Source organism: Providencia sp. PROV272 (assembly GCF_049901975.1).
In the GTDB taxonomy this organism is placed as follows: domain Bacteria; phylum Pseudomonadota; class Gammaproteobacteria; order Enterobacterales; family Enterobacteriaceae; genus Providencia; species Providencia stuartii.
On the sequence record NZ_CP096291.1, the window covers coordinates 3,669,095 to 3,683,320 of the forward strand.

A 14,226-nucleotide genomic window follows, 5' to 3' on the forward strand; every position below is an offset into this window, starting at 1 on the left:
CTGCAAATTTCTTGATGTTGCCGCTAAAAAACAAAAAAAGCCCTATTTTTCGTTCTTAAGAATGATAGTCACCTTTCGTTATTTCACCCTAAAATCGACAAGTAATTATTAACTTTTTATTAACATTCACCGAAGGTACTGCTTATTATTGACGAGGTGCTTAAATGAACGAATCGCTGCACACACAAGATGTCAATGCCATGCCACCAAAAGTCATCCTAAAATCTTCATTGAGTTTACTACTCGCAATTATTATTTTTGCGGCCATTGCCCCAGGTATTTTGATGACAGCGCCGGCAGTTGCAACTCAATTGGGCTCTCAATGGCAGTTATCGGCCGATAAAATAGGTTATCTTTTTTCAGCAGAATTAGGGGCTATGAGCTTTGCAACTGTTCCTGCTTGGTATTGGATCAACCGTATTAATTGGCAAAAAATAGCCATTATCTCTGCCATTATTTTTATCATAGGTAACCTACTCTCTGCTTTCGCGGCCACCTATATCACCTTGTTAATTTTTCGCGTCATAGCATCATTAGCTGGTGGTACATTAATGATACTGTGTATTTCATGTGCCGGAAAAACAGAAAACCCGAGCCGCATGTACGCTTTTTGGGTTTTAGGTCAACTCGCATTAGGTACACTTGGACTACTTGTCTTACCACCGTTATTTGAACTCTACGGATTACGTATCGTTTACTTTATTCTCGCTGCTTTTATGGTCATCTTTTTTCCATTAATTCGAGCATTTCCTAATGTGATAATGGAAAAAGATCAACATCATCACTCATCAACTCACCCGCGAAATGCATTTATTAATAAGGCGATGGCCATTATTGCGATACTCATTTTCTATATTTGTTTGAGCCAAGTTTGGACATTCATAGGTGTATTTGGCCAAAATAGCGGGCTAGATGCTGAAGAGAATGGTCAGATTTTAGCGATCGCCACCATTTTAGGTATGGTTGGTGCGGTGATTGCGGCAACTGTTTCTAATCGGTTTAAAACCAATAAATTAGTGTTTTTAGGATATGGATTATTAATGGCAAGTATCTTGTTATTGATTGGTTCACCTACCGTAATACGGTTTATTGTTGCCGCCTTATTGTTTAAATTCACATGGACATTTGTTTTACCTTTTATTATGGGAGCGGTCTCCCAGCTTGATACCAGCGGTAGGCTCATGAATAACATAAATTTGGTAATTGGTGGTGGAATGGCTATTGGCCCTGCCATTGGTGGATATATTTTAGTCAATTCGACACAAATGTTGACCTTTATTAGTTTTGCAGCGTTATGCACTCTATGCTCATTCGCCTTAGTTGCTTACTTTATAAAACAGTCGAAGTCATAATTTAAGTTATAAAATAATAATTTTCTTACTTTTGATAAGTCGAGGTTTTCTTCACATTAATGATAACGTATGACTCTATCCATTTTCAGTAAGCTCATTTTGTCTTATGAGGAAATATTGGAAAGCGGTTTTCTCTCAAAATTGTCATGGTCAATAAAATTTGCCCACAGCACTTGAGCTATCGCGAATTATACAGAAGGTCTAGTATCAGCAGTGCGGTAGCTTTCTTGAATTGTATTGTGTACTTGCAACCGGCTGATTTTTTTATTCATCGGTGAGGCTTATTGTGAATGCCTTTAGGCTTTCACTTGAACTGCCTGCTATTCATCTATGGTTAATTAACGCATTGATAGCTTTAGATACAGTGTCATTTTAGCCTAGACCCCGTTAAGTGACCCCAAGTTAAAATTCAGCACTGAGATTACATGAACCTTATATGTTATCAATATCCTCTGTTGAGTAATGAAATACTCGTTCCCTAGTTCAAGTTGCTAAATTAGCTATATCACGACAATCGCACCATTTCCTTCTGTGTGAAAACAATAATACCGCCAAGGTAGCAATTCAAATAGATAGTCGCTATCAAAAACAATTTATTTATCGAAACGTTCAAATATTTATAGCTGTAAAAATATACCGACCGATAACAAACCTATAAAATCACTCATTCTCAGTTCGCTTTTGTCAACTTGATAAGATTATGATTGTATGATTAAGGTAGGCGCTTTAACATTAAGGAGCTTTTTACCTAACTCCTACAGTTATTTTCAAAAAGAAACTATTTCTACAACACAAAATATAGTAACCAAGCGTTAATAAATTATTGTAATTGTAGAAATAGTAACATGGACAAAAAATTAAACTTCAGAGTGCACAACAACCATATTAAAGTAAAACCTGGGAGGACAACACTTTATATACATTTATGTGCAAACTAAATTTAAACAATATATTTCAATCGTCGTTACACCTAATTCGGGATTAATAATATTCCAGCAATTTTAAATATTCAATAGCTTAAAATTCCCCAAAAACCCTTTAAAGTTGTAATAGTTAAATTATAAAATTAAAAATACTCATTAATAATCATGAACTTAATAAGTCAGAATAAATTAAAACAAACTTATTACAAAAGATTTCAAAAAAATAAAAAAACACCATTTAAGACTAATCTCACCATAGAACAATAACCACATAGGTAAAAACAACTATAAAAATACGAAAACCTACAATTACAGCCTACAAAAACGCAATAAAGGATAACTAAATAGATTTAAATACCATACAAATGCCATAATATATTTTTAAATTCCATTAATTATAAAAAATTAGACCAATTAACAAGAAAAACACTTCTTTATATAAAAATATTTCTTTCTCACTTTAAATTTTTATTAATAATATAATTTAAAATCTTAACAGATATATGCTTTTTAAAATTAATCGTGATTTTTATGAGGATATTTTCTTTAAACCAATGTGCATGATTAAACATACAACAAAGTTGTCATCACGAAACACCTATAAAATCTATCAATCTGATCACTATTAAGAACATTCTCAATGGTGATTTTTATAATTAATTAAACACTCATAAAGGAATAGTTTTAATGATTATGGGAATACTTCTTTCTCATTTAAAAATAAATATTACTCAACCAACCTTAAATAGATAGTCTATATATGACAATTAAATAAAAATAAACCATATCTTGTAGAAGTCAAACTCCCATTAGCAGCATAAAGAAATACTTTTATCATTAGGTTCTTAACTGGAACGGATACCTAATTAATCTTAAAGCGAATAGTTTAAATTCATTATTTTCAATAGATAGGGAGAACTTCAGTGAAGAGATTTCTTGAACTAAAGGAATAGGATGGAAACAAAAAAGCCACTTGCTAAGAAGTGGCTTAATGCGCTGATTTAACAGCTAAAATTTGGTGGCCCCTACTGGACTTGAACCAGTGACCAATCGATTATGAGTCGACTGCTCTAACCAACTGAGCTAAGGGGCCAAAGTGGAAGCGATTATACGTGCTGTTTTCTCTCAGGTCTAGTCTTTCAAAACTGTATGGTGATTTTCTACGCAATTCCATTTTCTGCTTTATCATTCAGCAAGATATCATTACTCAAAATGATAACTCTTGTTCAAAGAGCCGCATTTATCCCTCTTCCCTCTGCCTTTTAAACAAGTATTTTTACAACTCAGCACTGATAACAACCAAATGCTATGCATAAAAAATCAAAAAAATTAGTCTAACTATATAAAAATCAAACGATTTAATTGATAATGACTATTTCTTAAACAGAAAACAGCACCGATTAACCAACCTCTCTTATTGATTAATCACAGAGACTTATTTTTTATAAACTCAGCGAATGGCTACTAGCGAGGTTTCTCCAATTGCCACTGTAGATGGTGTTTTATCGATGGCCACTCTGACGCAATAATACTGTATACGCAGGTATCCCGTAATTCACCAGTACGAGTATACATATGACTTCTTAGTACCCCGTCAAGTTTAGCGCCCAGTCTCTCTATCGCCCTTCGACTTTGCTGATTTAAAAAATGAGTTCTAAATTCCACGGCAACGCAAGATAAGGTTTCAAACGCGTGTTGGAGTAACAAGAATTTCGCTTCTGTATTAATTGCAGTTCGTTGAACTTCTCGACTATACCAGGTTGCACCAATTTCAACTCGACGAGTCTCTTGGTCAATTTTATTGTAGGCGGTCATCCCAACAGCTTTACCTGATTTTTTATTCATCACTGCAAAAGGTAACATTTCTTGTTGCTGATATAGCTTTAAACGCCGTTCAACATCTTTAGCAAGGTTTTCTGGTTCAGGTACTGAGGTATACCATAGTTTATGTAAACTATCTCTTTGAATAATTTCCATAAACTCAGAGTCATATTGGTGGGACAGCAGCTCCAGTTTTACAAAGCCCCCTTCAAGTTCTATAGCCTCGCAAATCGTTTTCATCGTAACCATCCTTTTTCGTACAATGGTAAAATAGCTTTACTGGTTAAGTTCCCTAATAGCCACCCTGTTTTACACGCCAATTATGACAAAAAAATAAAATCGTCTGTGCCGACCTAGACTACCTGCAATTTACCAATAAATCATATGATAAATATCACATTTTTTTAACATATTTTTCTATTGTCCCCATCATTGCGCTAGAGTTAACTCATCTGACCTGTTAATAAAATCCCGCAGGGGAGCAAAAATATGAGCAATTTTCCACATCTTTTTACCCCACTGAATTTGGGGCACACAGTACTAAAAAACCGTATTTTAATGGGTTCCATGCATACGGGGCTTGAAGAACATCCGGAAGGAAGCCAGCGTTTGGCTCATTTTTATCGGTTACGCGCAGAAAATGGTGTTAGCTTAATAATTACAGGAGGGATCGCACCAAATAAAGAAGGTGCCTTAACCGCTCATGGCGCGGTGCTCAATACTCCGGAACAGTTGCCTTTTCACCAAGAAATCACCCAAGCAGTACACAGCGCTGACGGTAAAATTGCTTTGCAGATCTTACATGCGGGTCGTTATGGTTTTCATCCTCATATTGTTGCCCCTAGTGCCATCCAAGCTGAGATCATTCCATTTACCCCCAACGCTCTCACAACAGAACAAATTAATAAAACGATTAATGATTTTGTCACCACAGCAAAACTCGCACAGCAAGCAGGCTATGATGGCGTCGAAATAATGGGCTCAGAAGGCTACCTTATTAATCAATTTATCGCCAAGCGCACAAACCATAGAACTGATGAATGGGGAGGAAGCTACGATAATAGGATCCGTTTCCCTCTCGAAATTGTCAGTAAAATCCGTCAGGCAGTGGGTGAAAACTTTATCATTATTTATCGCCTCTCAATGTTAGATCTCGTAGAGGAAGGTTCCAACTGGGAAGAAATTGAATATTTAGCGAAAGCGATTGAGCAAGCTGGCGCAACAATGATCAACACAGGTATTGGTTGGCATGAAGCGAGGATCCCAACTATTGCAACACAAGTACCACGTCATGCATTTAGCTGGGTAACAGAAAAATTAATGGGAAAAGTCACCATTCCTTTGATCACAACGAATAGGATCAACGATCCCTTTGTTGCCGAACGGATCATTAGTTCAGGTCAAGCGGATATGGTATCGATGGCTCGCCCATTCCTTGCCGACGAAGCATTTGTTCGGAAAGCACAAGAAAATCGTGCTGATGAAATCAATACTTGCATTGGCTGCAATCAAGCCTGCCTTGATCAAATTTTTAATGGCAAGCTCGCTACCTGCCTAGTGAATCCTCGGGCCGTAAAAGAATTGAATTATCCCGATGAACAGGCGACACAAATAAAAACAGTAGCCATTGTTGGTGCAGGCCCTGCCGGACTCTCTTGTGCCATTTATGCAGCCAAGCGCGGTCATAAAGTGACTTTATTTGAAAAAGCCAATCAAATTGGTGGCCAATTTAATATGGCTAAACAGATCCCCGGAAAAGAGGAGTTCCACGAAACAATCCGCTATTTCTGCCGCCAACTGGAAATTCTAAATATTGAAGTCAAGCTTGAACATCAAGCGCATATTCGTGACCTTATTGGTTACGATGAAGTTGTTATTGCAACGGGGGTTGTGCCCAGAACCATTAATCTAGAAGGGCGTGAACACGAGAAGGTACTCTCCTATATTGATGTACTAACTGGAAAGCGCATGGTAGGCCGTTCAGCTGCTATCATTGGTGCCGGGGGAATTGGCTTTGATATTGCTGAGTTTTTAAGCCAAAAAGGCCCAAGCAGCAGTTTGAATATATCGTTATTTAATCAAGAGTGGAATATTGATACCAGCATCAATTCGACCGGAGGAATATTGAGCCAATCTCCTCATCCTATCCCCTCTTCTCGCCAACTCTATTTGTTACAACGCAAAAACAGTAAAGTTGGCGCTGGGCTAGGTAAAACCACAGGCTGGGTTCATCGTTTATCACTCATGAAGCGTGGCGTGCAGATGTTTAATGGTGTTGAATATATGCGAGTTGATGATGATGGCTTGCATATTCGCTATCAAGATAAAATACATTGCCTCCCCGTCGATAATGTCATTCTTTGTGCAGGCCAAGAGCCATATCACCCATTAAAAGAGCCTCTCGCAGAGCATGGGATTCAAGCTCACGTCATTGGTGGCGCTGATGTCGCTGCTGAGCTTGATGCAAGAAGAGCAATTGAACAAGGAATGAAAGTAGCCTATCAGCTATAAAAAGCGCCATATTTATAATGCTAACCTATAAAAAACCCGCTATCCGTCAGCGGGTTTTTCTATGGATATTTATCGAGACTAAACTAGTCTTTTTGTGATAATTGCGCTGTAGGATCAGCCAATTTCTCATCTTCAGCAAGGCAAACCGCTGCTGTAAATAGTACATCAGTCGAAGAGTTAAGTGCTGTTTCTGCTGAATCTTGCAGCACACCAATCATCACCCCAACAGCAACTACTTGCATAGCGATTTCGTTCGAAATACCAAACATGTTACAGGCTAATGGAATGAGCAGTAAGGAGCCACCAGCAACACCAGAAGCACCACATGCGCAAACCGCAGCAACCACACTCAGTAAGAGCGCTGTCGGAATATCAACAGGGATCCCTAAAGTATGCACTGCCGCTAAGGTCAGTACTGTAATGGTAACCGCAGCCCCGCCCATATTGATCGTCGCACCCAGAGGAATAGAAACCGAGTAGGTATCTTCATGCAAATTCATGCGACGACACATCCCCATATTCACTGGAATGTTTGCAGCAGAGCTACGCGTAAAGAAGGCGGTTACACCACTTTCACGTAAACATGCGAAAACGAGTGGATACGGATTACGTTTAATTTTCCAATATACAATCAGAGGGTTAACAACTAATGCCACAATCAGCATACAACCAATAAGCACAGCGAGAACATGGAAGTAGCCTTTTAATGTTGCAAAACCTGTTATTGCGATTGTTGAAGAAACGAGACCAAAAATCCCAAGAGGCGCTAAGCGGATCACCACTCTAACAAGCTGTGTCACACTTTCTGAGAAGTCTTGAATCAGGTTCTTAGTCGTCTCGCTAGCATGGCGTAAAGCGATACCTAAACCAATCGCCCATGCGAGGATCCCGATATAGTTCCCCTTGATCAATGCATCGACTGGGTTAGCAAAAATATTCACTAACAAGCCTTTAAGCACTTCTGCAATATTTCCAGGAGGTGTTAACTGAGTATCACCGAGTGCTAATACCAGTCTGGATGGGAATATAAAAGAACCAATAACGGCTACCAACGCCGCGAAGAACGTACCTAATATATACAATACTAAGATAGGACGGATATTGGTTTTTTGCCCTTTGCGATGATTCGCAATGGATGCCATGACCAGTACCCAAACGAGTATAGGAGCAACCGCTTTTAGCGCACTAACAAACAAATCGCCCAATAACCCAACATTTTTTGCTGCTGATGGCCATAACCATGCCAATAAAATACCTGCGATCAGGCCTACGAGTATTTGCTTAACTAAGCTACCGCTCGTAATAACCTGCCATAACCCTGTTTTGTTTGTTTCCATAAGAGACCCATACATTATTTATCTTTATTAGGAATTAAATGTGTTTGCTCTGCCAGTATAAGGAATAAATACCTTATGGAAAGGCGATTATTTTAAATATAGACAATAATTTTTTTATTTTAACAATATATTTACATATCTGTGATCCTAATTGTATTTTGTTTCTTATAGTAGGATAGGAAACTGAGAAATCTATGATATTTTTCAGTCTGTTAAAGAGAAAAAGCACTCGGTTTTTATGCCGAGTGCTTGAGTTAATTAAGCAGTGAAAGATTAGCAGTTAGAAGCGTTTCTTTTATTAACGATAACATTAATCACTAAAGTGGCGACTAAAATTGTTGCAACCGTCCCCAAAGAGATGATCGTTGGAATGTGATAAATATCCATTAAAAGCATTTTCACACCGATAAAGGTCAAAATCACCGCCAAACCGTACTTAAGCATAGTGAATTTTTCAGCGACCCCAGCCAGTAGGAAATACATTGCACGTAAGCCTAAAATAGCAAAAAGATTTGAGGTTAATACGATAAACGGATCCGTGGTGACAGCAAAAATAGCGGGAATGCTATCTACCGCAAAAATCACATCGCTGATTTCAACAAGGATTAAGACTAAAAAAAGTGGTGTAGCAAAAAGTAACCCATTTCGTTTAATGAAAAACTTTTCACCGTGTAATTCATCAGTCATGCGTAAATGAGAACGAACCCACTTTACCAAGGGCTTATCGGTAATTGGAGAGCCATCTTCCTTTGTAAAAGCCATTTTGATACCTGTAAAGAGAAGGAACAGGCCAAAAATGTAAAGAATCCAACTAAATTGAGATACGAGCCAACTGCCTGCAAAGATCATAATGGTACGCAGTATAATCGCACCGAGTACCCCATAAACTAAAACACGTCTTTGTAGGTTCGCTGGGATCGCAAAATAGCTGAACAACATTAACCACACAAATACGTTATCAACCGCTAAAGCTTTCTCTAATACATAACCCGTTAAGAAAGCCGTTGTTTGGCTATTAGCAAATTCAAGGCTTACCGTATCTTTGAGATACCACCAAAATCCCCCAGCAAACATCAATGCTAGCGTCACCCACACCGTGCTCCAAATCGCCGCTTGTTTCATCGACATAACTTGGTCTTTATGTTTGCCTTGCCATAATAGGTCAACAAGCAACATTATGAGAATGATAACCGCGAAACTTCCCCATAAAATAGGGCTACCAACAGAGTGCATATAATTTCCTTAATTACAAAAAAAACGGCTGACACCTCAGAAGGCATCAGCCGCTTAACTGTTTTTAACCTAGAGTGACTATCTTTTGGTTGTAAACGATGAGCAAACCTTGCCTTCTGGCAAGGTCTCACTTACAACACAATAATCCTAGGTTAGGAAATTGTGGTGCTCGGCTACCGGGTGCAATATGATGAGCACCGTAATGACGATAAACCGACAAGAAGAAGTTACTCCCCTTTGCTATGACTGATAAATTAGGGTAATTAGTCCTAAAAATCAATAATCCATAGGTATAATTTGAGTAAAAATATTTAAAGACTATTGAATAAGGAAACACCTTTTTTTACCATTTTTGTCAAGAAACATCTTGGTAAAGCCCATTTTCACACCATTTATTGTAGAAAAAACGTGAGGAAGAAGATTGCGTTTTTCCGCAAAACTTAAATGAATTCTAAAAATAGAACGAGAATTCGCTGTTTAGTTATTTTTTGTTTTGTTAAAGTGGAGAGGCTTTGAACTAACAGCCTGAGGAAACATGACTTTTCACTTAGGTATTCGCATAATCCATGTCTCCCTACCCAACAATAAAATTGTTGCTGTTATTGCCGTTTAGGAAACATTAATGGAATTAGTTAAAGAATTATTTTTTGCCCTTTGGCATCAAGACTATGTCACGCTCTCCAACCCTACGTTGGTTTGGGCTATTTACCTTATGTTATTCGCTATTCTTTTTCTTGAGAATGGGGTTCTCCCTGCCGCATTCCTACCAGGTGACAGCTTATTGATCCTCGTTGGTGTTCTCATAGCAAAAGGTACACTAAGTTATCCATTGACGATTGTTATTTTGACTGCGGGCGCTAGCCTTGGTTGCTGGGTTGGTTATATTCAAGGTCGATGGCTTGGCAACACGAAACTGGTGAAAGGTTGGCTAGCCCATCTTCCTGAGCATTATCATCAACGTGCTTACGGCTTATTCCATCGCCATGGTTTAGCAGCATTATTGATTGGCCGCTTTTTAGCTTTTGTCAGGACGCTCCTGCCTACAATTGCTGGTCTAGCAGGGCTACAGAATGGCCGCTTCCAAATATTTAACTGGCTAAGTGGTCTTCTTTGGGTCTTAATCTTAACAGCAATTGGTTTTGGTTTTGGGAAAAGCCCAATATTTCTACAGTATGAACAGCATATTATGAACGTGTTGATGCTGATCCCTGTCGGCCTACTTATCATTGGTCTTATCGGAAGTATTGCCGTCGTCATTAAGAAAAAACTTTCCACAAAAAAAGTTAACTGATCACATCACGAGGCGAGAGGCAAATTACGCCTCTCGTTTATTCTCTCTGACAGTAAATACATCTTTATTAGAGCATCCGTCTTGGATATAAATTCGTTTTTTATTTAACATAAACATAATATTATTCTCTCTTACTTGAAATAAAACATTCTTTTACATTAATTTAATCAATAATTCCCCCTCTCCTCATTGCACTTACTGTAAAAATAGCTATTGTTAAAGCTGCTAACTATATTTTTCTATTGATAGGAGGTTCCATATGTCATCGAATAACTCATCAGAAGATCTACGCGCAGAACTAAAAGCACTGGCTGACTCTCTCGAAGCGATGCTAAACGATACTGGAAACAAATCGAAAGAAGAAATAGACAGCCTGAAGCAAAAAGCCCAAGATGCCTTACACGCTTCACGCGCCAAACTGAGCAACGCGGGTGATAAAATCACCGAGCAAACAAAAGAAATCGCGGGTCGTGCGGATAATTATGTGCGCGAAAATCCGTGGACTGGCATCGGTATCGGTGCTGCTGTTGGCGTCGTTCTTGGCGTATTACTCGCTAAGCGTTAATTTTTATGGAACAACAAGAGCGTCAGGGCCCCGGAAAAGGGGTCCTTAATACCTTACAACGCATCGCCAGTATCGCCGTGCAAATGGTGGAAACTCGGATCCAATTAATCGCAGTTGAATTAGAGGAAGAAAAAACCACTCTTATTCAACTCATTTTAATGGCGGGTATCACCCTACTTTTTACTGCCTTTGGTCTAATGTGCCTCATTGGTTTGATCTTTTGGTCAGTTGATCCTATTTATCGCTATCAAGCCCTTGCGATTACTACAGGCGTTTTAATATTACTCGCTATTATTGGCGCAATTTGGACCCTAAAAAAAGCGAGACAATCGACCTTACTCGGCGCAACTCGAGAGCAGTTAAAGGAAGATTCTAAAGCGTTAATGGGGTCAAAAGATGAATAAAAGCAAGCGCCTATTATTGGTTAAAAAGAAACAGCGTTTAATCAAACAAATTGAGCAACAACGTTCTGAACTCTCTGCGGCTTCCAAAGATTGGTTACAGATGACAGAGCCTTACGATCGCTCATGGCAAATCTTTGTCACCTTCCGGCCTATTTTTGTTGCCGCTGCCGGTCTTATTTCTCTTTATACCATTAAACGGCCTCAGCGTATTTTTTCCCTAGGCAAAAAAGCGATTGCCGCTTGGAGTTTAGTGCGAACCCTCCAAGGCGTTGTTAATACGGGTAAAAAATAACCTACTCTGCTCCAAACCTGAAATCTGACCATTTCAGGTTTCCTCTCCCTGCCATTATTCAATATTTTTGTCCATCTTTGTTAATAACCTTTGCTTTTTATTGAACCAGCAAATCACTACCATAGCGTCGTTAGGTGATTTCTTGTCATTTAATGCTAAAAAAACAATTTATATCGCGATGTGTATCTCATTTTATTGACACTTGCTGACCTAGTTAGCTGGAGAATCTTAATGAAAAATTTAGAAAATAGCGTGCTATTACTTGCCCGCATTATGATGCCGATTCTGTTTATTGTTGCTGGGTATGGTAAGTTAGGTGACGCTTATGCAGGCACTCAACAATATATGCAAGCGATGGGTGTTCCCGGCTTTTTACTTCCCCTGACTATTTTATTAGAACTGGGTGGCGGGCTTGCTGTGCTTTTTGGTTTCCTCACCAGAACAGTGGCTATTTTTACTGCTGTTTTTTGTGTATTAACATCCCTGCTCTTCCACATTAATTTCAGTGTAGAGCCAAATAGTTTGATGTTTATGAAGAACATGACTATTGCAGGTGGCTTTTTATTACTGGCAGTCACAGGCCCTGGTAAATTTAGTATTGACCATTTATTGAATAGAAAATGGTAAAAGTTGCTTTTTCATCATTAACCTTTACTTGATAAATTGATAACCGAATTTGGTTGCACCTCTATAGTGCTATATAGAGGTGCTTTTTTACTCTTTATTTATTAGCAAATAATTTAGGTATTTCTCGTAAGCACCACGATTTTGCTTCACCCATACTGTCTCTGCGCCACGCCATAATAATATTCGTCTGATGGCTATATTCTGCACTGACTACACGCAAGCGCCCTTCACGAATATCTTGCTCTACCATTGGATATGGCATCGTTGCTACACCTAACCCTGCTAATAGCGCACTACGCTTATCTTCAATAGTGGAGACCGTTAATCTTTGCTGTTTATCTAATAACTGTACTGTAATAACTGGCCGTTCACGTGCGGTATCGGCCACCGCAATACCTCGATATTTAATACGTGTCGTATCTGACAGCGGCTCTGGCTCTTGGTGGATCGGGTGATCAGGGCTAGCAACATAGACATGGTTAACGCTGTATAACGACTTAGAGTTTATCTCGGAGGAGGAACGAAAGTGCATATCCGGTGCGATAACAATATCCGCCTTTCCACTTTCTAACCGTTCCCACGCCCCTGCAAGTACTTCAGTTAAAATAGAAAGTTGCGTTTCGGATTTTTCAGCTAATTTATCCACTAACGGGAATAAGTAATACGCAGGAACTAATGCTTCACAAACAATGGTAAGGTGAGTTTCCCAACCTTTAGCGAGCGCTTCTGCATCGGATGTCAATTTTTCTGCGGCTTCAAGTAATACTCGACCTCGTTCTAACAACATCCTACCGACATTCGTAAATTTTGTTCTATGTCCTGAACGATCAAATAGAATAACATCCAACTCTTCTTCTAACTTTTGCATGGTATAACTGAGTGCTGAGGGCACTCGGCCCAATTCGTCAGCAGCAGCAGCAAAGCTACCACGCCGGTCGATTGCATCCATCACCCTTAATGATTCAAGTGTTAATGCTCTCTCTTTGCTCATGGGATATCTCTTTCAGGAAATTTGAATGAAGTAAACAGATTAACTGGCTAACAATTCAACGTCCAGCTATTTATGATAACTCTATAAATTTATCAATTTTTGTGTATTTTTGTCGAGCGAAGGAGGGTTAGCCACCATGATGACATTAAGGGCAGTTAAGCACTGTGGAAAGGCTGACTATGGCTGGTTACAGGCACGTTATGCGTTTTCCTTCGGCCATTATTTTGACCCTGATTTTATGGGGTTTAAGACACTAAGAGTACTCAATCAGGAAGTTATTGCACCTGAAAGTGCGTTTCAGCCTAAAAGCTACCCACATGTCGATATTCTTAACTTTATACTACAAGGAAGTGCCGAATATCGCGATAGTTTAGGTAATAAAATCAATGTAAGTGAAGGCGAGTGTATTCGTTTCTCACCCCGTCCTGATTTAAGTTACAGTGAACATAATATGTGTCCATATAAGCCGTTAACTCGTTTGCAGTTATGGCTAAATGCTTGCCCACAGCAAGAGTACTATCCGGCCCAAAAAATTCAATTACCGCCTGATAGTAATATGTTAGTTGCTTCACCTGATGGCGAAAATGAGAGCATTCAATTACGTCAACAAATTTGGATTACACAGCTCAATATTACGCCTGAAAGTGCTCAACATATTAAGCTTAAGGGGAAAAATGCTTATCTCCAATCCATTCGTGGAGGAGCGACTCTCCAAGCAGAAAATGGCGAAACCATAGAAATGAGTTGTAATGATGGTGTATTTATCCAAAATGAAAATGCACTAACACTCTCATCATCAAAATCAATGCGCGCTTTACTCATTGACCTCGGTGCATGATCTTCAATGGGCCAAATGACCTTTTTGGCCCATACAAAAAG

General features: G+C 38.9%; 12 protein-coding genes and 1 tRNA gene. 8 read left to right on the top strand and 5 right to left on the bottom strand.

The features are described from left to right. The first annotated feature begins 164 nt into the window (after positions 1–164). Positions 165–1,352, top strand: coding sequence for an MFS transporter (locus M1E93_RS16990; RefSeq protein ID WP_053109755.1), 1,188 nt, complete (start codon positions 165–167; stop codon positions 1,350–1,352). A 1,939-nt stretch (positions 1,353–3,291) separates the two neighbouring features. On the opposite strand, the gene M1E93_RS16995 is transcribed toward M1E93_RS16990, so the two are convergent. Together M1E93_RS16995 and M1E93_RS17000 are read right to left on the bottom strand one after the other, a co-directional pair. After that, positions 3,292–3,368: transfer RNA gene (locus tag M1E93_RS16995), tRNA-Ile, on the bottom strand. Between the two features lie 371 nt (positions 3,369–3,739). Continuing rightward, positions 3,740–4,336 (bottom strand): GNAT family N-acetyltransferase, encoded by a 597-nt coding sequence (locus M1E93_RS17000; RefSeq protein ID WP_014657597.1) that lies wholly within the window; start codon positions 4,334–4,336, stop codon positions 3,740–3,742. Positions 4,337–4,585: 249 nt separating this feature from the next. On the opposite strand from M1E93_RS17000, the gene M1E93_RS17005 reads away from it, so the two are divergent. Continuing rightward, positions 4,586–6,607, top strand: coding sequence for an NADPH-dependent 2,4-dienoyl-CoA reductase (locus M1E93_RS17005; RefSeq protein ID WP_102780818.1), 2,022 nt, complete (start codon positions 4,586–4,588; stop codon positions 6,605–6,607). Between the two features lie 83 nt (positions 6,608–6,690). On the opposite strand, the gene sstT is transcribed toward M1E93_RS17005, so the two are convergent. Both sstT and M1E93_RS17015 read right to left on the bottom strand, forming a co-directional pair. After that, complete coding sequence (sstT, locus tag M1E93_RS17010) at positions 6,691–7,944, bottom strand: serine/threonine transporter SstT (protein ID WP_036943096.1); 1,254 nt, start codon at positions 7,942–7,944, stop codon at positions 6,691–6,693. A gap of 273 nt (positions 7,945–8,217) precedes the next feature. Continuing rightward, on the bottom strand, positions 8,218–9,177 hold the full coding sequence (locus tag M1E93_RS17015; protein WP_053109761.1) for a TerC family protein: 960 nt from the start codon (positions 9,175–9,177) through the stop codon (positions 8,218–8,220). A 622-nt stretch (positions 9,178–9,799) separates the two neighbouring features. Between M1E93_RS17015 and M1E93_RS17020 the strand changes: the two genes are divergently transcribed. The 5 genes from M1E93_RS17020 to M1E93_RS17040 all read left to right on the top strand — a co-directional run bounded on the left by M1E93_RS17020 (position 9,800) and on the right by M1E93_RS17040 (position 12,356). Further along, positions 9,800–10,468: a DedA family protein gene (locus M1E93_RS17020; protein ID WP_004925324.1), complete on the top strand. Its 669-nt coding sequence runs from the start codon at positions 9,800–9,802 to the stop codon at positions 10,466–10,468. 259 nt (positions 10,469–10,727) lie between these two features. Continuing rightward, positions 10,728–11,033: a DUF883 family protein gene (locus tag M1E93_RS17025; RefSeq protein ID WP_004925327.1), complete on the top strand. Its 306-nt coding sequence runs from the start codon at positions 10,728–10,730 to the stop codon at positions 11,031–11,033. A gap of 5 nt (positions 11,034–11,038) precedes the next feature. After that, positions 11,039–11,437 (top strand): phage holin family protein, encoded by a 399-nt coding sequence (locus M1E93_RS17030; RefSeq protein ID WP_053109763.1) that lies wholly within the window; start codon positions 11,039–11,041, stop codon positions 11,435–11,437. Continuing rightward, on the top strand, positions 11,430–11,729 hold the full coding sequence (locus tag M1E93_RS17035) for a YqjK-like family protein (protein WP_004925332.1): 300 nt from the start codon (positions 11,430–11,432) through the stop codon (positions 11,727–11,729). Before M1E93_RS17030 ends, M1E93_RS17035 begins: the two co-directional genes overlap by 8 nt. Positions 11,730–11,960: 231 nt before the next feature. Beyond that, the gene (locus tag M1E93_RS17040; protein WP_004925336.1) at positions 11,961–12,356 is read left to right on the top strand and encodes a DoxX family protein; all 396 of its coding nucleotides are present in this window, start codon (positions 11,961–11,963) and stop codon (positions 12,354–12,356) included. Positions 12,357–12,450: 94 nt separating this feature from the next. On the opposite strand, the gene M1E93_RS17045 is transcribed toward M1E93_RS17040, so the two are convergent. Further along, positions 12,451–13,347, bottom strand: coding sequence for a LysR family transcriptional regulator (locus M1E93_RS17045; RefSeq protein WP_004925339.1), 897 nt, complete (start codon positions 13,345–13,347; stop codon positions 12,451–12,453). A gap of 136 nt (positions 13,348–13,483) precedes the next feature. On the opposite strand from M1E93_RS17045, the gene M1E93_RS17050 reads away from it, so the two are divergent. After that, complete coding sequence (locus M1E93_RS17050; protein ID WP_004925342.1) at positions 13,484–14,185, top strand: pirin family protein; 702 nt, start codon at positions 13,484–13,486, stop codon at positions 14,183–14,185. Positions 14,186–14,226 lie beyond the last annotated feature (41 nt).